The organism is Bacillus sp. FSL K6-1000 (genome assembly GCF_038630785.1).
Lineage (GTDB): Bacteria > Bacillota > Bacilli > Bacillales > Bacillaceae > Bacillus > Bacillus safensis.
The window spans coordinates 628,777-647,766 of sequence record NZ_CP152042.1 but is presented as its reverse complement, the minus strand read 5'-3'; the positions used below and the strand labels follow the sequence as shown (position 1 = coordinate 647,766).

Here is an 18,990-nt window from a genome sequence, read left to right as displayed (position 1 = left end):
TATCACTAGGTGGTTCCATCTTCATATCGGTTAATATACTTCTCTTCATTCACGATACGAGTTGAGATTTTTTCAAGATGCCTACGTTGCCGTTCCGTATAGTTTGACAGAATAAATAAGAGAAAAAACCTGCCTTCAGCGTGAATCACACTTTTGAAGCGCTCAGACTCATATCCGAACGCTTCTTCAATTTCATGTAAAATAGCTTTCATATTCACCTATACGAACAACAGAAGGTACAAGGTTTTCTTTTTTATTTCTTAAAATGCTTTTCCTCCGTTCTTTGATATTACAACATAGCACAAAAAGTCAAGTTTCTTAAAAATTATTTCCGCTATACTAAACTCGTAAGGCAAGGAGGTGCTCGGTTGTCCTATCAAGAACATGAGAAAACGATTCAAGAAACATTAAATTATATTGAACAGCATCTGAAAGATGATTTACCGCTTCAAACTCTAGCGAAACACGCTGGTTATTCTAGGTTTCACTTTCACCGTATGTTCAAAAAAGTGATTAAGAAATCCGTTGTGGATTATATAAGGGAACGACGGATGACCCAAGCGGCGAAGGATTTAATCCATACGGACCAAAGGGCGATTGATATCGCATTGCAGTATCGTTTTGGTTCACAGGAATCCTTCACTAGAGCCTTTAAGAAGATCTATGATATGTCACCCGCACGTTATCGGAGATTACTAAGGAATGTCATTGATAAGGAGGAAACGAATATGGCTGCAAATAAGAACACACCTACTGGCTGGATTATGACGGGAGAAACACCATCTGATTATGAAACAGGTTTGGATGACAGAATTGTACACAGTGGTACTACCTCAGCTTACCTGAAATCAAAGGATGAAAAAGCACGAGGATTCGCGACATTGATGCAGCAAATTAAGTCTGATCGTTACCGTGGAGAACGCCTTCAATTTTCTGCTTTTGTCAAAAGCGAAAATGTGAAAGGCTCAGCTGGTTTATGGATGAGAATCGACCATTCTTCAGGTGAAGTTCTTGCGTTTGACAATATGATGAACCGTCCCATTACAGGAACAAACAGCTGGAATCATTTTAGTGTAGTTCTAGATGTTCCAGTAAAAAGTGAAGTGATTGCGTTTGGCATATTACTACATGGTCAAGGTCACATTTGGATGGACGAACTTAGTTTTAAAACGGTAGATGAAAGTGTGCCAGTGACAGAACAAAACGCTGTGGATGATTTAGAGGATGAACCAGTGAATTTAAATTTTGAAGGCTAGCAGACTGAATTTAAGAGGAGGTTCATTGCCATGAAAAAAATTGGTGCGATTTTATTGTTCGCTATGAATTCACTCACCTTTATTTGTGGCCTTGGATTTTTATTTGGTGAAGAGGATTAAAAATGAAGATAGGCACCCAGAGGACAAAAAAAATCAATTAAAAAAGATATCTCTATCCCTATCTCTTTTTTGTAAACTTGGTATAATAGAAAAAATCAGAAAAATTAGAATGCGATGATAAGGAATAGTACTTGCCGAAATGTTTTCAGAAAGTTGCTGGTTGATGAGAAGCAATAACAAAAGGCAAGGAACTCACCTTAGAGTAGCCTTAGTGAAATGAAAAGGATTGATGTAGTTAAGGTCGGCACCCCACCGTTATATGGGAAGGATATAAGATCAAACAATCTGTATCCGAATAAGGGCATGATAATGTTTGTTTATCATGAAACAGGGGTGGTACCGCGTAAGAAGAAGTCTTTCGTCTCCAAGTTAAATCTTGGGGATGAAAGGCTTTTTTATATTCCAATTACAGGAGGAATCGATCATGTTTAACCACAAAAAATACGAAAAGAAATACTTTTTGCCACCGAACCTTACTTATGATTGGGTGAAGAAAGAAACATTAGAAAGTGCTCCGATATGGTGCAGTGTGGACTTACGGGATGGAAATCAAGCATTACCTATTCCTATGAACTTAGAAGAAAAATTGGAAATGTTTCAGTTACTAGTAGAGATCGGTTTTAAAGAAATTGAAATCGCATTTCCAGCTGCTTCTGATACAGAGTTTAGGTTTTTGCGGACACTGATTGATCATCATATGATTCCAGACGATGTCACGATTATGGTGATCACGCAAGCGAGAGAGCATATTATCCGCCGAACGTTCGAAGCCATTAAGGGGGTACCGAAAGCGATTGTTCATTTATATAATTCGACTTCAGAAGCGCAGCGCAGACAAGTATTTAAGAAAACAAAAGATGAAATTAAACAAATTGCCATTGATGGAGCTATTTTAGTAAAAGAACTTGCCGAAAAAACAACAAGTGATATTTATTTTCAATATAGTCCAGAAAGCTTTCCAGGAACAGAAGTTGATTATGCGTTAGATATTTGTAATAGTGTTTTAGATATTTGGAAACCGACACCAAATCATAAAGCAATCATCAATATTCCGACAACAGTTGAATATTCAATGCCTCATATCTTTGCAAGTCAGATTGAGTATATACACAAAAATCTGTCTTACCGAGACAGTGTGACATTATCTGTTCATCCTCATAATGACCGTGGCTCTGGGGTGAGTGATGCAGAATTTGGTGTTCTGGCTGGCGCAGAAAGAGTCGAAGGTACATTATTTGGTATCGGTGAACGTACAGGGAACGTTGACTTGATTACCTTGGCGATGAATATGTATTCACAAGGTTATGATCCAAAATTGAATTTCAATAACCTAGAAGCTATTCGTAAAAAATATGAAAAACTAACAAAAATCACTGTTCCTGAGAGGCAGCCCTATTCTGGGGAGATGGTTTTCACCGCATTCTCTGGGTCACATCAAGATGCGATATCTAAAGGGATGAAATATAGAAAAGAAAATAATATTGATAAATGGGACGTTCCGTATATCCCAGTAGATCCAGTTGACTTGGGGAGGAACTATCAAACGGATGTGATTCGAATCAATAGCCAGTCTGGAAAAGGCGGCATAGGCTATATACTAGAAACAAATTATGGCATTAAACTTCCTTATCAAATGAATGAAGCCATGGGATATGCAGCGAAAAAAGTATCTGATCAGACAAATAGGGAATTGTCTATCGAAGAAATATATCATGTTTTTGAAAAGCAGTATGTTGATTTTCACCCTCATTTCCAGCTGCTTGATTATCAATTTAATAAGGGAAATAAGCAGGAAGTCACCTTAACTTTGCTGAGAGATCAGCAACAAATTGACATACAAGGAACTGGCACTGGAAGTTTAGATGCCATCAGTAACGCGTTAAAAGCATATTTTCATCTCGAGTATGTTTTGGAAGTCTATGAACAGAATTCTTTGGGCAAGGATTCCGAAGCAAAAGCCTGTGCACAGATTGGAATTTCATCTCAAGGAAAAATGCATTGGGGTGCGGGAATTGATAAAGATATTATAGAAGCAACAGTGAAGGCCCTGGTGGTGGCAGTAAATAAACTAGAGGTTTGGATGTAGATGGAAAAAGATAAACTTGAAAAACATGAAGTGATGCAATATTTAAGAGAATATAACGAACAAGAAATCTTTTATCAACAATACCAACAGAAAAAGCATGACAATACATCATTGCAATTATTTTTGAAGGATTATGATAAACACAGTCTAATGCATAAACAAATATATATAGAAGAATTTTTGCTAAAAGGACAGAATGAATTTGAAAAGGAAGATACCATGTGGTTAGATCAGGAGAAAGATATCGAAGTGAGAAAGTATAGCCGTTTTATGCCCCAATTGTCGGCTATCCATGATTTCTTTGAGATGATCTATGTTCTGGAAAATGAGATGTATGTAGAAGTGGAAGGCAAAAAAATGGCTTTAAAATCAGGAGATATTGCCTTTATCCCACCTAACACAATACACAAGCCAATTGTAATGGAGAATACAATCGCCATGCAAATCATGATCCGTAAGAGTACTTTTCAAAAAGTGTTTTTTAAAATGTTAAAAGGAAATCATGTCATTTCAGAGTTCTTTTTGAATGCATTGTATATAAAAGAAAATAAAAATATTCTTATTTTCCATAGTCACTTGGATAAACATTTGCTAGACTGCTCTCTTCAACTTTTTACAGAAAATTACAATCGACTCCCTAGTTACCAGTTGATTATGAATAATTTGTTTGAGATATTATTATGTCTTTTATTAAGATTCAAACCAAGTCATATGAACGTCAATCATGTCAAACAATCTAGTGATATACGTATGATTCAAATGCTACAATATATTCAGCAATGTTGTGAGCATATTACCATCCAGGAGATGGCAGAGGAATTTAACCTTTCACAATCTTATCTGTCAAAATATATAGCTCGTAAGCTTGGCAAATCATTTCGTGAGATTCGACAAGAAATAAGAATGGAAAAAGCCTGCGAAATGCTCACTGGCAGCCATTTACAAGTAGATCATATTGCGGCAGCCGTTGGTTATCAAAATGCAGAACATTTCATTCGTTTATTTAAGAGAAAATATCACCTAACACCACATCAATATCGATTAAATAATAGATAATAAAGAGGAGAAATGATCATGTCCATCAAACAAGTAAAAGACTATTTTAAACAATATGATATGGATACTCGAATTCAAGAATTTTCAGTATCTAGTGCAACCGTAGACTTGGCTGCTTCTGCACTGGGCTGCGAACCTGAAAGAATCGCAAAAACCCTCTCCTTTCTAGTAAATGGACAAGCTATTTTAGTTGTGACCTCTGGCGATGCAAAAGTTGATAACAAAAAATTCAAGGAATATTTTAAAACAAAAGCTAAAATGCTTTCTCCTCATGAGGTTGTTGATTTGGTCGGTCATGAAATTGGGGGAGTATGTCCTTTCGCTACAAAGAATGGCGTTTCTGTTTATTTAGATATTTCACTAAAACGTTTTGAGACAGTCTATCCAGCCTGCGGGAGCAGTAACAGTGCTATTGAACTCACAATAAAACAATTAGAAAAACACTCCGGTTATTCACAATGGATTGATGTGTGTAAGGGATGGAATGATGAATGAACACATGAAGACGGAAGGAAAAAGTGCAGTTAAAAATAAAAAAGAGCTAGAAACCCTTGATACACAAAGGTTTCTAGCTCTTTTACAATTATTCCCACTCTATTGTAGCAGGCGGCTTACTCGTAATATCATACACCACGCGGTTAATATGCTTCACTTCATTCACGATACGAGTCGAGATCTTCTCAAGTACATCCCAAGGGATTCTTGCCCAGTCACTCGTCATACCATCAATAGAAGTAACAGCACGGATACCGATTGTGTAGTCGTATGTTCTTGCGTCACCCATAACACCTACGCTGCGGATGTCTGGGAGAACCGTGAAGTATTGCCAGATGTCGCGCTCAAGTCCGAAGTTGGCAATTTCTTCGCGTAGAATCGCATCAGATTCACGGACGATTTCTAGTTTTTCTTCAGAAATTTCACCTAGTACACGGATACCTAGTCCTGGACCTGGGAATGGCTGTCTCCAGACGATGTCATCAGGAATGCCAAGCTCTGAACCTAAGGCACGGACTTCATCCTTGAATAGCGTATTGAGTGGCTCAATCAATTCGAACTGCATGTCTTCTGGAAGACCGCCTACGTTGTGGTGAGATTTGATTGTTTGCGCTGTTGCTGTTCCGCTCTCAATGATGTCTGTGTAAAGTGTTCCTTGTGCTAAGTAGTCGATTCCTTTTAGCTTGTCCGCTTCGTCATCGAATACATAGATGAATTCGTTACCGATGATCTTACGTTTTTGCTCAGGATCAGACACACCTTTTAGCTTGTTTAAGAAACGATCTTTTGCATCTACTTTAATCACGTTCATGTTGAAACCTTCGCTAAATGTTTTCATAACCCCTTCTGCTTCGCCTTTGCGAAGAAGACCGTGGTCAACGAAAATACATGTCAGCTGATCGCCGATGGCTTTGTGGATCAATACCGCCACAACAGATGAATCGACACCGCCGCTTAGTGCGCACAATACTTGCTTGTCGCCTACTGTTTCACGGATTTTCTGCATTTCGATTTCAATGAAGTTTTCCATTGACCATTTGCCATCGCAATCACACACACCGAAGACAAAGTTTTTCAATAGGTCATTTCCGTACTCAGAGTGACGAACCTCTGGGTGGAACTGAACGCCATAGAAATTCTTCTCAGCTAAGCTCATCGCTGAGTTTGGACAATGTGCACTTGTTGCATCGACTGTAAAGCCCTCTGGTACTTCAACTACGAGGTCACCATGGCTCATCCAAACGACTTGATCCGTTGGAAGGTCTTTGAATAAAGCAGGTGTTCCGTTAATATGAATATCTGCTTTTCCATATTCACGCTGGCTTGCCGCTTCTACTTTCCCACCTAAATAGTGAGTCATGAGCTGCATGCCATAGCAAATGCCTAGAACCGGAATGTCTAGATCAAAAATCTTTTCATCACAGCGGAAAGATCCTTCATCATAAACACTGTTTGGTCCACCAGAAAGGATGATTCCTTTAGGCGCCATTTCTTTAATTTCTTCAGCAGTTAAAGTGTGCGGATGAAGCTCACTGTACACACCAAATTCACGAATACGGCGTGTGATCAACTGATTGTACTGACTGCCGAAATCGAGAACCAAAATCATTTCATTTACTAAATTTGTCATGGTGTCACCTCTATGTCCAATATAGTTTTTTATAAACGCACAGAAAAAATGAGAGGAGAAAACCTGCTCTCAGTGTGAATCACGCTTTTGAAGCGCCCAGACTCACATCCGAACGCTTCAATTTCATGTATTTTAGAAGGTTTTAATATTCACCTATTCTAACAACAGGAAGGTACGCGGTCAAGACTATCTCCTGTTTATTAAATTTTCCCATAACTTTGCCGACTGCTGCCAAAGCGCCGACGAATCCTCTCGCCGATAAAGCGCACGTTCATAGAGCTGCGTCAGCTCTGACATGTAATGATCTCCATCCTTCTCATCGATCAAAGAAGCGAATTCTCTTAGCGTCATACCTGGCTTTTTCTCAATTCCCCTGCGCCCTAGCTGCTTTAATAGAGCCGCATATGCATAGAAGAATGCTTCATCCTCCGGCAGACGTTTCACCTTTCTTACAATAAAGAATGGCAGCCATCTTGTTCTGAATCGATAAAGCATCCAGCTGATGAATCCAAGCAGGACAATAGCTCCTGCCGCATAACCTGCAACCCAACCAACATGTACCATATTTGGCTTTGCCTTCGCTGTTTGTTCCTTTGGTTGTGCCGGCTGCTCTGTCTCCTGCTGCTGCGGCTGGTCTTGCTGCTTTTCTTCACTTGCATCAGAACTAGACTGATTTTCTTCTTCCTTTTGATCATCTGTTTGATCACTTGAAACGGATTCATTTGTAAATGTCTCTGGGTTTGTAAATCCTTTTGTCGGTTCAAAGGTGACCCAGCCTCTGTTTGGAAAATAAACCTCTACCCATGAATGCGCATTGTTATTGGTTACTTCATACACATTGTTTCCATCCATTTGTGTTTCATATAACTGGCCAGACGTATACCCTTTCACCCATCTCGCCGGAATGCCGATCGAACGAAGCATCACGATCATAGAGGTTGAAAAATTATCACAGTAGCCAATCATCGTATCAAATAAAAATTGATCCACATAATCTTCATTACGACCAGGCACAGCGACATTTTGCGTTTCATATGAAAACTTGGCAGATCCTAAATAATCCTCGATCGCTTTCGCTTTATCATACATATTGTCCTTCGTTTCCGTTAAGCTGTTTGCCAAAGTTTTCACACGCTCTGGGAGTGAGGATGGAAGCTGCAAGTATTCACGGCCAACCTGCTCATTCACCTGCTTCTTTGTCGGTACTTTGATTCTCTGTAAATCCTCTAGGATAAATGTAGGGGATAAAAAGCTGACTTGATAGTTCCCTAAATTTTTGGGAGGGTTTTGCATAGACGGGACAATTTTCTCCGTTTTGCCCATGATTTGCAGCGGAATGTTTTCCATTGGCGTCAGCATGATCGTTCCAATAGGATACACAGCATGATTAAATCGATAGTCCGATTCTATATCAACTCTCGTTTCATGCACCTCTGTTTTCACACGCTCGGTAAACCACCGATTCGGCACAGATTCGTCCTTTAGCCGAGTAGGCTTCGTATCATTTGACGCATCCTCCCAGCCCTTTCCTGTGTAAATACTTTTTGTTTCTACACGAAAATAAGTCGGCTCCTTTCCACTCCATTTAAAGACAGGTGTGCGGTCCTCACTAAACGGTCCGCCAAGCGCCGAATCATCTGCACTATATCCCACCTTATTCTGCCCGGCTGTCCCATCTTGATTCGTGACCGCCTTAAAAAACGGGACAGGATCGGGCCATTTCGGATCAGACTTTGGCAAAGAAGCACCGAGTGACGCTGATAGAAGGACGAGCGCCAGCATGGGGAAAAACCACTTTAGACGCGCTTTCTGAGACACTCGAACGCCCTCAGCTGAACGCAGTCGATCGAAATACAGCAATCCAAGCAAACAAAAGCCAAATACCATAATACGAACGATCGCAAAGGTCGCATCATATGGCGTAAACGTATCAAGAATTGTGACATACACAATCGTCATGAGTAAAAAGAAAAAGATACGCTGCTGATAGACCACCCAATAATGAAGCAAGTAGACAAGCAGCCACAGCAAAATATAAAACAACAATGTGCGGAAAGACGGATACATGTCACTCCACATGCCCATGCTCATTAATGTGATATTATCCTTAATATCAGCAAACAAAGCAGACGGATAGCCTGGCGCTGATTGATAAAAGATCAAATATAAGGCGAGCAAAATCAGTCCAGCACAAATAGGAAACGTCACATACCACTTCAGACGAAAGAACGTAAACAAACACGTAAGCCCGATAAAAATGATGAAATAAGACGTATGGCTCGTCTCTGTAAAATCTTGAAGTGGACGAAGCCACTCCCATAGCAGCAGAAAAGCTACAGCATAATAGATGAACAATTCAAAACGGCTTTGCCGCAGATGCGTATGCAGCATAAATGTTTGTCACCTCACAGTTCTTTCGTGCAGCCGGTCTTCAAATAAAAGGGTGATGCGTATTCCAGAGGCCTTGAGCCGGTCTGCAAGCTGTTTTTCGTTTGTCGTCAAACGGTCAACGGCTTTCTTCACTAAAAGCACGGTGATGTTCTTTCTATTTCGATTTCCAAAGAGACTTGCCGCAAGCTCCTCCTGCAGCTGACCTGTGACGACATATTTTCCTGAATGCTGATACTCACTCGCTGCTAACGGTTTATATTCTAGTGCGCGGGAAGGCTGATGCTGCACTCTTGTTAAATAATAAAGCATGTCCTGTAAATGAAGTTCTCCTTGATCGACTCGAAAGGCATGCTGATCTCCTAGTGGGACAAGACCTGACGGCACTCCTTTTTTCACAGCCGTTTGAAGAACAGATGCTGTAATAGAGACAACTGTTTCATAAACAGCTTGATCAGTAAAATCAGCAAACACGACAAGGTCCTTTGCTTGATTCTGTTCAAATTCCTTCGTCATCAACTGGCCTCTTCTGGCCGTCGTCTTCCAATCCACCCAAGCAAACCGGTCTCCTTGCTGGTATTCCCGTACGCCTGTTGTCACATGGGTCGGTTCATTTAACCACGAGTGAACCGCTTTGCCTCCATTTTCACTCAGTGACTCAGCAGGCTCTACAGGGATATCCAGCACTTTTGGGTAGACAAGCAGCTTTTTCTCTAGCGGAATGATGATTTCTTTTTCAACAAACCCAAACATATCACCCGTTTTGATTCTAACTGCTGTCAAATGATGCTCTCCCCGCGGAATATCGTTCAATTGATAAGAAAATCTCCATGTTTTGCGAAACCAAGGAAACAGCATTTGCTTCATTTCAATCTGTTCCTGTAAATGAAAGGTGTCTGGCGGAGCATCCTCTATCATGACGTAAACGTACGGAAATGGATGTGTCCGCTTGATTTCAAGGTCAACGGACAGCACATCCCCCGCCTTCAAGCGGGTTTGCTGTAATGTTCTCTTGGCTGTCGCGCGAAGCGGTACGAGCGCAAACAGCAATGCATACAAAGCATATGGTAAAAATGCATAAAAAAGGAACCAGCTCACAAACCCTCCCTGAAACATGGCATAACAAAAGGCTGCCGCAGTGAGAATGATGAGCATCATCACCCGTAACCATAATGAAACTGCTAAACGATGACGTGACTTCATTGAGTCATCGACTTTTGAACTGGCACGCCAATTTGCTCTAGCATTTGTCGCAGCAGTGTCTCCGCCTTCTTCCCTTCATATGTCGCTTCTGATGTCAAAATCATACGATGCGGTAATGTATAAGGCACCAAATACTGTACATCATCAGGAATCACATAATCGCGCTGATTCAAAAGCGCATACGCCTGTGCCGCTTTCATCAAGGCGATCGATCCCCTTGGACTGACACCTAGATAAACAGATGGGTGTTTACGCGTCGCTTGAGCAATTTCAACAATATATTCTTTAATGGATGCATCCACATGAATGGTTTGAACAGCCTGCTGCAACGCATGGATATGTTCCTTTGTCATGACAGCTTGGAGCGTATCAATCGGGGATTGCTTCTCCTGCAAGTTGAGCACCTCCAGCTCCTCGAGCATAGTCGGATATCCCATCTGCAGCTTGAATAAAAACCGGTCCATTTGCGCTTCTGGCAGCGGATAAGTCCCTTCATATTCCACTGGATTTTGCGTCGCCATGACGAAAAATGGATCCGCAAGCGGCATCGTTTCTCCGTCCACTGTGACACTGCCTTCCTCCATCGCTTCAAGTAATGCTGATTGTGTTTTAGGAGAGGTCCGGTTGATCTCATCAGCTAAAATAATCTGCCCCATGATCGGTCCTTGCCTAAATTCAAATTCATTCGTCTTTTTATTGTAAATCGACACGCCTGTTACATCTGAAGGCAAAAGGTCAGGAGTGAATTGGATTCTCTTAAACTCACAGCCAATGGATTTTGCCAAAGCACGAACCATCATCGTCTTCCCTACACCAGGCACATCCTCTAGCAGCACATGCCCCTTCGCCAAAATCGCAACAAGGCTTAATATCGCAATGTCTTTTTTCCCAACCATGACTTTATTGATGTTATCTACGATTTTTTGTAAATCTGAATGCATCGGTTCTTCAAATGCCATCCTGATCCTCCTATCACGTTTCTGTCAAATTTCATATAGTCTAACTTTACCATACAACACGCATTTGCATATAACATCAGCACGTATAAAAAAGAAGCCTTCTCACGATGGAAAAGACTTCTTCTCTTCTTTCGGCTCACTTGCTGGCTCCATATGAACATGAGAGTGTAAAATATCATGCTCCTGTTTCAATCTGCGTTCAATTTCATCTGCAATATCATGGCTTTCTGCAATGTTCAAGTTGGGCTCGACCTCAACCACTACATCCACATGGACTGTACTTCCAAGATAACGCGCTTTAATATCCTTTAAATCGCCCACTCCTGGTGTTGCTTCAATGGTCTCTTTATATTTAGACATATCTTTGATATGAAAACCGTCTGTTAACGAATGAGAGGCATCTCTGAAAATTTCCCACGCAGTTTTACAAATAATTAAGCCAATGACAAACGCTGCAAGCGTATCAATCCATGCCAGCTGAAATTGAGAAGCCATAATTCCTACAAATGTTCCAATACTCACATACGCATCTGATTTATTATCAGCAGCTGCCGCATGAAGTGCCTGGCTATTGATCCGTTTGGACAGATTGCGGTTATAAATATACACACCGTACATCACAACAGCACTTCCTGCTGCCGTCCAAGCCGCGATCATATCCGGCGTTTGATGCTCAGATGAGAAGAGCGACTTCCCTGCACTCAGCAAAACCTGAAGCCCAACAAGCATCATGATAAAGGAAGCCACAAGAGACGCAATATTTTCCGCTCTAAAATGACCGTATGGATGATCTTCATCAGGCGGCTTTTGAGAAATACGCAGCCCAATCAACACAGCAAGGGATGCAATAATATCCGTCGTGTTATTCAATCCATCTGCAGAAAGAGCCTCTGAATGAAACACGTATCCAATAATGAGTTTGACCGCAGATAAGATCACATAGGCAATGATGCTGACCCAAGCACCCGTTTCACCTTGTCTTAATTCGTTATAGCGCTCCATGTCGAACCGCGCCTCCTCACACATCACTTTTCTATTATTTATCTTACAAAGCAAAGCCCGTGTGGGTCTACAGCAACATGATTCGCTTATGTCAGCAAAATAGGATAAATAGAAATGTGTTGACCTAAGTAAACTTATTTTTACAAGGTCAAATGACCTCAAGACCTACTCCTATCAACCTTTTTCCAATTCTCTTCGAAATGGACATATCGTCAAATCTCTCTCCTTGGGGAAATTATCAGAATAATTTTATTTTGTGACACAACTTCCCCACCCCCTTTTTTATGTTATTTTAAGAATCATCCGAAGGAAAAGAGGGAACATAATCTCTCAAATCCTTTATACTTTTTAACATCATGTTAAGAGGTTTGAAATGTCAGTTTGATAACCTGTCCAATGCTGAATGACAATTCAGTGTGATAAAATTTAAAATATTCTAAAAACAAATTCTCTATTCATGAGAAATGTTTGGAGGTAAAGAAATGTCCAACATGACAAACGGTCTTCAAAAAAACCTTAAAACAAGACATATTTCGATGATCTCCATTGCTGGGGTCATTGGGGCAGGGCTATTTGTTGGTAGCGGCGCTGTCATTCATTCTGCAGGGCCTGGATCCATTCTTTCCTATTCTTTTGCCGGACTTCTGGTGATCTTTATTATGAGAATGCTCGGAGAAATGGCATGTGCCTATCCGACAAGCGGTTCTTTCTCACAATATGCGAGCGATGCTATCGGTCCATGGGCCGGTTTTACAATCGGCTGGCTTTACTGGTTCTTCTGGGTGATAGTCATTGCCATCGAAGCCATTGCTGGTGCTGCCATTATTCAATATTGGTATGGAGATGCACCTGTTTGGCTCACAAGTCTTATCCTCACAATCCTCTTAACATTAACAAATATCTTTTCTGTTAAATCTTTTGGCGAATTTGAATATTGGTTTTCATTGATTAAAGTCGTCAGCATCATTCTCTTTCTACTCATTGGTTTTGCATTTATCTTTGGTTTTGGAGGTCATCATACTTCAGGTCTTGCCAATCTAACAGGGAACGGCGGTTTCCTTCCAAATGGATTCAGCTCTGTGTTACTCGGAATCGTCGTCGTCATCTTTTCCTTCATGGGAACGGAGATTGTGGCCATAGCGGCTGGTGAATCAGCAGACCCAGTCAAATCTGTGACGACAGCCACACGCTCTGTTGTATGGCGTATTATCGTATTCTATGTCGGATCAATTGCTGTCGTTGTCACCTTGCTTCCGTGGAATTCCGCAAGTATTTTAACAAGCCCGTTCGTTGCGGTATTAGAATACATCGGTGTTCCATCAGCCGCTCAAGTCATGAACGTTATTGTCTTAACAGCTGTTCTATCTTGTTTAAACTCCGGATTGTACACAACGTCCAGAATGCTTTATTCATTAGCAGAAAGAGGCGAAGCGCCGAAACGCTTTATGAAAATCAGCAAACGTGGTGTTCCTGTAGCGGCTACAGTCGCAGGTACCTTCTTTTCCTACATTGCCGTCATGATGAACTACTTTTATCCTGAAACCATCTTTTTGTTCTTAGTCAACGCATCTGGTGCCATTGCCCTTCTTGTTTACTTGGTCATTGCCGTTTCACAATTAAGAATGCGACGCAAAATCGAAAAAGAAAATCCAGAACAGCTCAAAATCAAAATGTGGCTGTTCCCATACCTCACGTACTTTACCATTTTGGTCATTTGCGCCATCTTGGCATCGATGCTGTTTATCGAATCCATGCGGCCACAGCTCATTTTGACGAGCATCATTACCTTTGGCGTACTGGCTGCTTATTTCATCTTTAAACCGAATAAAAAAGTGCCTGCAAATGCGGCGCTTGAAAATAAACACCCGTAATTCTCCCGCTGAAAAGCGGGTTTTTTTATTTTATTCACCTATTTGGATGTCCGCACTTATACTGTATCAAATTGAATTTAAGTGAGGATTAGTCAACATGAACCTAGAAAAATTTGTTGACGAGCTTCCAATTCCAGAAGTCGCGGAGCCCGTCAAAAAGAACCCAAGACAAACGTATTATGAAATTGCTATGGAGGAGGTATTCTTAAAAGTTCATAGAGACCTACCGCCAACCAAGCTATGGACCTATAATGGCAGCTTGCCTGGACCAACCATTAAAGCTAATCGAAATGAAAAGGTCAAAGTGAAATGGATGAACAAATTGCCATTGAAACATTTTCTGCCTGTCGATCACACCATCCACTCCGGTCATCACGATGAACCAGAGGTGAAAACAGTCGTTCATCTGCATGGCGGCGTCACACCAGCAAGCAGTGACGGCTACCCAGAGGCCTGGTTTTCACGGGACTTTGAAGCAACCGGTCCTTTTTTTGAAAGAGAGACTTACGTCTACCCAAATCATCAGCAATCCTGCACATTATGGTATCACGATCATGCGATGGCATTGACACGACTAAATGTGTACGCCGGTTTAGCTGGGTTTTATTTGATCTCAGATGCATTTGAAAAGTCTTTAGAGCTTCCGAAAGATGACTATGACATTCCTTTAATGATTATGGACCGTACGTTTCAGGAGGATGGCTCACTGTTTTATCCTAGCAGACCAAACGATACGCCAGAGGACAGTGACATACCAGACCCATCCATCGTGCCCTTTTTTTGTGGAGAAACGATCTTAGTCAATGGAAAAGTATGGCCATATTTAGAAGTAGAGCCGCGAAAATACCGTTTTCGTATTTTAAATGCGTCCAATACTAGAACTTACGAGCTGCATCTAGATAATGACGCTACAATCTTGCAAATTGGTTCCGATGGGGGCTTTTTGCCAAGACCCGTTCGCCATCAATCCTTTAGCATCGCGCCTGCTGAACGTTTCGATGTCATCATCGACTTTTCAGCTTACGAAAACAAAACGATCACTCTCAAAAATACAGCCGGCTGCGGACAGGATGTGAATCCTGAAACAGATGCGAACATTATGCAATTCAAAGTCACACGTCCGCTAAAAGGGAGAGTACCTAAAACATTACGTCCGATTTTCAAACCGCTGCCACCGCTTCGGCCAAGTCGAGCTGATAGAGAGCGTACACTCACACTTACCGGCACACAGGATAAATACGGCCGCCCTATCCTATTGCTCGATAACCAATTTTGGAATGACCCTGTCACAGAAAATCCTCGTCTTGGCAGTCTAGAGGTTTGGTCTATTGTCAATCCAACCAGAGGAACACACCCTATTCATTTGCATCTTGTTCAATTTAGGGTTTTAGACAGAAGACCATTTGATACAGAAGTCTATCAATCGACAGGAGAAATCGTGTATACCGGACCAAACGAAGCGCCTCCTTTACATGAACAAGGCTACAAGGACACCATTCAGGCGCATGCAGGTGAAGTCATTCGGATCGTTGCTCGATTTGTTCCATACAGCGGCCGGTATGTGTGGCATTGTCATATTTTAGAACATGAAGATTATGACATGATGAGGCCGATGGATATCATTCAGTAAAAATGAAACCACTCTTCCGCTAAATGCGTAGAACTTATGAAACTGCTAATTACAAAGGGGCTAACGGACATCCATTCATTAGCCCTTTTATGATCCATTTCAACATGGAAAAATAAATCGCATGAATCATTCCTTTGAAGAGCGTTCCATACTTAAAAAGTTGACGCAGCAAACCGATAATACTACTATATACCCATTACATCTATCAAAAGGCACATAAGCCATAATGAACGAACAAATGGAAAATTGCGATAACAAACGGAGGAGTTCAATTTGAATGAAGAAAAAGAAACTTGCCAGGTCAAACAAGAAACAGCGGCAGGTAACAGAGAGAAGCTTTCAATTCATGAGAACGAGAGCATTCGGTCAAACATTGAACAACTAACCATTGAACTCAGTGAACAAAAAGAATTCAACCACTTCATATTAGATGAAAAACAAAAGGCCATCAGCACATTATCTTCCCTCATCACAAAAGGCGATTGTGATGAAGACTTAAAGACTCATTTTGAACAAGCATTACATATTGGACTTTCTGTCATAGAAATTATGGAGATTATTAAACACTGTACAAAGGTTGCTGGCTTCCCTCACTCCATTAATGCCCTGTTTATCTTTCAAAACTTATTAGATGAAAACAAATAAAACAGAGAAAACGAGATGTCATCAGTCCTCTCGTTTTTTTATGTTCACTCATATTACTCTTTTTCTTTTTCTCTGTCACATAAGCAAAATATGAAAATAGCACTCTTATCACTGTTTAAAAGCTGATTTTCTTCCTATAAACTCACCAATTCTCCAGCATTTCAAGTGACAAAATAAAAAAACGTCCAGTTATATAAATAACTGAACGTTTCCTTTATCGATTGACAGTGAAATTGTTAATGATTCCGCCATCCTTCTCCCAAGCGGCTTCCACTGTTTTCTTCTTCATATTGTATTCAAAGATCGTTCTTACCTTCGCTTTTCGTCCAGTGTCATCCTTTAATTCTTTTGCGTTTTTTGCAACACCTAAGAAATAAACAGACGACCCGTCCGTAGAAAATTGCGGCTGTGCAGCACTTAAAATATGAACATCCTGACTGTTTTTAACGAGTGTCGTCGTTTTTCCTGTTTCTACATCAAGCATTTTAATAGAGGATATTTCTTTTTCTTTACGAACCTTTACTTCTGTATAAATCAATTTCTTATGATCTGGAGAAAATGAGATATCATTGATCGTTTGTGAGATGCGTGCAATGCGTTTCCCCTTCTCACCTGTTTGAAGGGTGATCTTCATGGTTGTTGGTTCAGGATCTCTGCCCTTTTCATTCGCCTCATCGGTTTTTTGATAATCTTCTTTTAAAGAATAATGCTGGATCGCCAAATCATTTGAAGTCGGATCATATGCAAAAGAACTCACCGTATCGTCCTTGCTTTTTTCTGGATACAGCTCCTTCATTTTGTGTGTTTTCAAATCAAAAGACGCGACATAAAATTGCTCTCCAGACTCCTTGTTATACCTAAGAAATAACTTCTTCCCATCACCAGACAGCCTCATACTGTCGATGGAATCATCACTCGTAAACAGTGTTTTTTCTTCTTCAGATTTCACCTTTAATTCCCGAATACTCACCTTTTGCGTATTTTCATCTGTATACGTGTAATATAAAACCTGTTTCGTAGAATCATAAGCAATCGAAGGATATGCTGTCAGTTTCTCCGTATGAAGTGCCCGATCATGCAAGTAATAAGTATTGTTTAACTTTTGATCTGTAAATGAAACGAGCAATTCGTCTTTTGCATCTTGGTTTGTTTTGACTTTCCCTGCATGTTTTGCCTCTTGCCCCGGCTTCATCATGAAGAAAATAACTGCCGCAATCACTGCGACGCCAACGACTGTGATGATCCACCATGTTGATTTTTTCATTCTTTCAGACCCTCTCTACAAGAAAAGAAGCCAGAAAATGAACTTTTCCCGCTTCTTTGCATGCCTATGTATTAATAAGTGTAATGCCCTTTTACGACACCTTTACTTGTTTTATACCCAAGTGCTTTGAATGCTTTTGGACTTACGTCTAGTACAGCATTTGGCATTCTGCCTACATCATATTTATATACTGTAATCACTTTATGTGGTTTCGCTTTTGTTGTCACTCTTAGTTTTGTACCTTTTTTCGGTACGTCAAAGCCCATTTTAGTTGCTGCATCCCAATGACCGAGTTTTTTTCCATCTGCGCCTTTTTTGCCGACACCATTATACCAAGTAATATTGCCGCTTACTTTTTTTGCACTTGCTCCATGTGAGAAACTGAATGCTAAAAATAAACTAGCTACTGTTACGATTGTCGTGATAAGCTTTTTATTCATTAAGAAATCCTCCGTTTTTGGTTTCTGCACTTATTATACATGAAGATGAACCCAGTTATTTTACAGACACATTACAATTCAAATACAAGTTGACCACTTTATGACCGATTACGTTCATAAATACTGCCAAAATCAGCTAGAACATTGTAAGCAGCTCCCCTCTTTCATTTTATATAATGAAGGTGAATTAAATTTAAGGGGGAATTTTCATGAAAAAGTGGTTCACTGTTTTGATTGTAAGTTTGGCCTTCGTTTTGATGTTTTCAAGCCTTCCTGCCTCAGCGGCTAGTCCTCGTCACGGCGCCATTGTGACACAAACGGATGAAGCCAAATGGTCAGGTATCTCTGCCGATATTGTCCTGCCGAAAACAGCCACCATTAAAAACGGCTATGCGGACTGGTATCTCGGTCTCGGCTCTGCCGTTGTAGAGAGCGGTATTTCAAAAACGTCTTCTGGCTATAAGGTCTTTCTGGGCAGCGGCTCACAAGGCGGCAGTAAATACTGGAACAGCGAATACGATTCAAGTATTAAAGATGGCGCACGCGTCAACTTAAAGCTTATTAACAATGGTGATGGTACGGTGTCACTATATGTCAATGGGAAATTGCGCTATAAGCAGCCTGTTTACAACCCTAGCCGTCTGAAAAACCTTGATGTTGTCAAAATGGTACACGGCGTACAGGATAATGGAACAAACAGCTATTCACAAGCAAGCTTTTCGAATGTACAGCTTCGTGCAAATACATCAGGAAGTGTTTATAAAAATTGGGATGGGTCAATCAAATCATCGCTTTTACGTAAAAATTTAGAATCCGGTGCCGCAGCTCCTAAATTTACCGTCATTTCTTCTATCCCATTAAGTACAAGCCTTTCAGCACAATAAGAATAAAGCGCCCGGTAGAGGGTGCTTTTTATTGTTCACAGCTTATCAACACTTCTCTTTT

General features: G+C 40.7%; 16 protein-coding genes and 1 other annotated feature. Of the genes, 8 read left to right on the top strand and 8 right to left on the bottom strand.

The features are described 5' to 3' along the window. Window positions 1-5: 5 nt before the first annotated feature. Window positions 6-212 (bottom strand): hypothetical protein, encoded by a 207-nt coding sequence (locus tag MHI46_RS03215; RefSeq protein WP_342503103.1) that lies wholly within the window; start codon window positions 210-212, stop codon window positions 6-8. A gap of 156 nt (window positions 213-368) precedes the next feature. On the opposite strand from MHI46_RS03215, the gene MHI46_RS03210 reads away from it, so the two are divergent. From MHI46_RS03210 to MHI46_RS03195, 4 genes are all read left to right on the top strand, one after another. Next, the gene (locus MHI46_RS03210; protein WP_126681408.1) at window positions 369-1,256 is read left to right on the top strand and encodes a helix-turn-helix domain-containing protein; all 888 of its coding nucleotides are present in this window, start codon (window positions 369-371) and stop codon (window positions 1,254-1,256) included. A gap of 225 nt (window positions 1,257-1,481) precedes the next feature. Then, window positions 1,482-1,745, top strand: a binding site (T-box leader). Between the two features lie 55 nt (window positions 1,746-1,800). Then, window positions 1,801-3,462 carry a 2-isopropylmalate synthase gene (locus MHI46_RS03205; protein ID WP_342503102.1) on the top strand — a complete coding sequence of 554 codons (1,662 nt, stop codon included), beginning with the start codon at window positions 1,801-1,803 and terminating at the stop codon, window positions 3,460-3,462. After that, window positions 3,463-4,518: an AraC family transcriptional regulator gene (locus MHI46_RS03200; protein ID WP_247544666.1), complete on the top strand. Its 1,056-nt coding sequence runs from the start codon at window positions 3,463-3,465 to the stop codon at window positions 4,516-4,518. A gap of 18 nt (window positions 4,519-4,536) precedes the next feature. Further along, on the top strand, window positions 4,537-5,013 hold the full coding sequence (locus MHI46_RS03195; protein WP_058837864.1) for a YbaK/EbsC family protein: 477 nt from the start codon (window positions 4,537-4,539) through the stop codon (window positions 5,011-5,013). An 88-nt stretch (window positions 5,014-5,101) separates the two neighbouring features. Here the strand turns inward: MHI46_RS03195 and guaA are convergent, their stop codons facing one another. From guaA to MHI46_RS03170, 5 genes are all read right to left on the bottom strand, one after another. Next, window positions 5,102-6,643, bottom strand: coding sequence for a glutamine-hydrolyzing GMP synthase (guaA, locus tag MHI46_RS03190; protein ID WP_024424487.1), 1,542 nt, complete (start codon window positions 6,641-6,643; stop codon window positions 5,102-5,104). A gap of 186 nt (window positions 6,644-6,829) precedes the next feature. Then, window positions 6,830-9,034: a transglutaminase domain-containing protein gene (locus MHI46_RS03185; protein ID WP_342503101.1), complete on the bottom strand. Its 2,205-nt coding sequence runs from the start codon at window positions 9,032-9,034 to the stop codon at window positions 6,830-6,832. Between the two features lie 9 nt (window positions 9,035-9,043). Further along, window positions 9,044-10,234, bottom strand: coding sequence for a DUF58 domain-containing protein (locus MHI46_RS03180; RefSeq protein WP_342503100.1), 1,191 nt, complete (start codon window positions 10,232-10,234; stop codon window positions 9,044-9,046). Next, window positions 10,231-11,193, bottom strand: a complete 963-nt coding sequence (locus MHI46_RS03175) for a MoxR family ATPase (protein WP_039176899.1) — start codon at window positions 11,191-11,193, stop codon at window positions 10,231-10,233. Before MHI46_RS03175 ends, MHI46_RS03180 begins: the two co-directional genes overlap by 4 nt. 102 nt (window positions 11,194-11,295) lie before the next feature. Further along, window positions 11,296-12,195 (bottom strand): cation diffusion facilitator family transporter, encoded by a 900-nt coding sequence (locus MHI46_RS03170; RefSeq protein WP_342503099.1) that lies wholly within the window; start codon window positions 12,193-12,195, stop codon window positions 11,296-11,298. A 482-nt stretch (window positions 12,196-12,677) separates the two neighbouring features. Between MHI46_RS03170 and gabP the strand changes: the two genes are divergently transcribed. The 3 genes from gabP (at window position 12,678) to MHI46_RS03155 (ending at window position 16,341) form a co-directional block, all read left to right on the top strand. Next, on the top strand, window positions 12,678-14,066 hold the full coding sequence (gene gabP / locus MHI46_RS03165) for a GABA permease (RefSeq protein ID WP_024424482.1): 1,389 nt from the start codon (window positions 12,678-12,680) through the stop codon (window positions 14,064-14,066). Between the two features lie 97 nt (window positions 14,067-14,163). Then, window positions 14,164-15,696 carry a multicopper oxidase domain-containing protein gene (locus tag MHI46_RS03160; protein WP_149125936.1) on the top strand — a complete coding sequence of 511 codons (1,533 nt, stop codon included), beginning with the start codon at window positions 14,164-14,166 and terminating at the stop codon, window positions 15,694-15,696. A 273-nt stretch (window positions 15,697-15,969) separates the two neighbouring features. Further along, window positions 15,970-16,341: a carboxymuconolactone decarboxylase family protein gene (locus tag MHI46_RS03155; protein WP_039176890.1), complete on the top strand. Its 372-nt coding sequence runs from the start codon at window positions 15,970-15,972 to the stop codon at window positions 16,339-16,341. 214 nt (window positions 16,342-16,555) lie between these two features. Here the strand turns inward: MHI46_RS03155 and MHI46_RS03150 are convergent, their stop codons facing one another. Both MHI46_RS03150 and MHI46_RS03145 read right to left on the bottom strand, forming a co-directional pair. Continuing rightward, window positions 16,556-17,605 (bottom strand): hypothetical protein, encoded by a 1,050-nt coding sequence (locus tag MHI46_RS03150; RefSeq protein WP_342503098.1) that lies wholly within the window; start codon window positions 17,603-17,605, stop codon window positions 16,556-16,558. A gap of 71 nt (window positions 17,606-17,676) precedes the next feature. Beyond that, the gene (locus MHI46_RS03145) at window positions 17,677-18,045 is read right to left on the bottom strand and encodes an RlpA-like double-psi beta-barrel domain-containing protein (RefSeq protein WP_024424478.1); all 369 of its coding nucleotides are present in this window, start codon (window positions 18,043-18,045) and stop codon (window positions 17,677-17,679) included. 209 nt (window positions 18,046-18,254) lie between these two features. Between MHI46_RS03145 and MHI46_RS03140 the strand changes: the two genes are divergently transcribed. Continuing rightward, window positions 18,255-18,929, top strand: a complete 675-nt coding sequence (locus MHI46_RS03140) for a hypothetical protein (protein ID WP_041108738.1) — start codon at window positions 18,255-18,257, stop codon at window positions 18,927-18,929. Window positions 18,930-18,990: the final 61 nt, after the last annotated feature.

Coding starts and splice junctions, on each gene's coding strand:
- MHI46_RS03150 (WP_342503098.1), bottom strand. CDS start 17,605: ATGAAAAAATCAACATGGTGGATCATCACAGTCGTTGGCGTCGCAGTG.
- MHI46_RS03205 (WP_342503102.1), top strand. CDS start 1,801: ATGTTTAACCACAAAAAATACGAAAAGAAATACTTTTTGCCACCGAAC.
- MHI46_RS03215 (WP_342503103.1), bottom strand. CDS start 212: ATGAAAGCTATTTTACATGAAATTGAAGAAGCGTTCGGATATGAGTCT.
- MHI46_RS03140 (WP_041108738.1), top strand. CDS start 18,255: ATGAAAAAGTGGTTCACTGTTTTGATTGTAAGTTTGGCCTTCGTTTTG.
- MHI46_RS03185 (WP_342503101.1), bottom strand. CDS start 9,034: ATGCTGCATACGCATCTGCGGCAAAGCCGTTTTGAATTGTTCATCTAT.
- MHI46_RS03145 (WP_024424478.1), bottom strand. CDS start 18,045: ATGAATAAAAAGCTTATCACGACAATCGTAACAGTAGCTAGTTTATTT.
- MHI46_RS03170 (WP_342503099.1), bottom strand. CDS start 12,195: ATGGAGCGCTATAACGAATTAAGACAAGGTGAAACGGGTGCTTGGGTC.
- gabP (WP_024424482.1), top strand. CDS start 12,678: ATGTCCAACATGACAAACGGTCTTCAAAAAAACCTTAAAACAAGACAT.
- MHI46_RS03200 (WP_247544666.1), top strand. CDS start 3,463: ATGGAAAAAGATAAACTTGAAAAACATGAAGTGATGCAATATTTAAGA.
- MHI46_RS03175 (WP_039176899.1), bottom strand. CDS start 11,193: ATGGCATTTGAAGAACCGATGCATTCAGATTTACAAAAAATCGTAGAT.
- MHI46_RS03195 (WP_058837864.1), top strand. CDS start 4,537: ATGTCCATCAAACAAGTAAAAGACTATTTTAAACAATATGATATGGAT.
- guaA (WP_024424487.1), bottom strand. CDS start 6,643: ATGACAAATTTAGTAAATGAAATGATTTTGGTTCTCGATTTCGGCAGT.
- MHI46_RS03180 (WP_342503100.1), bottom strand. CDS start 10,234: ATGAAGTCACGTCATCGTTTAGCAGTTTCATTATGGTTACGGGTGATG.
- MHI46_RS03160 (WP_149125936.1), top strand. CDS start 14,164: ATGAACCTAGAAAAATTTGTTGACGAGCTTCCAATTCCAGAAGTCGCG.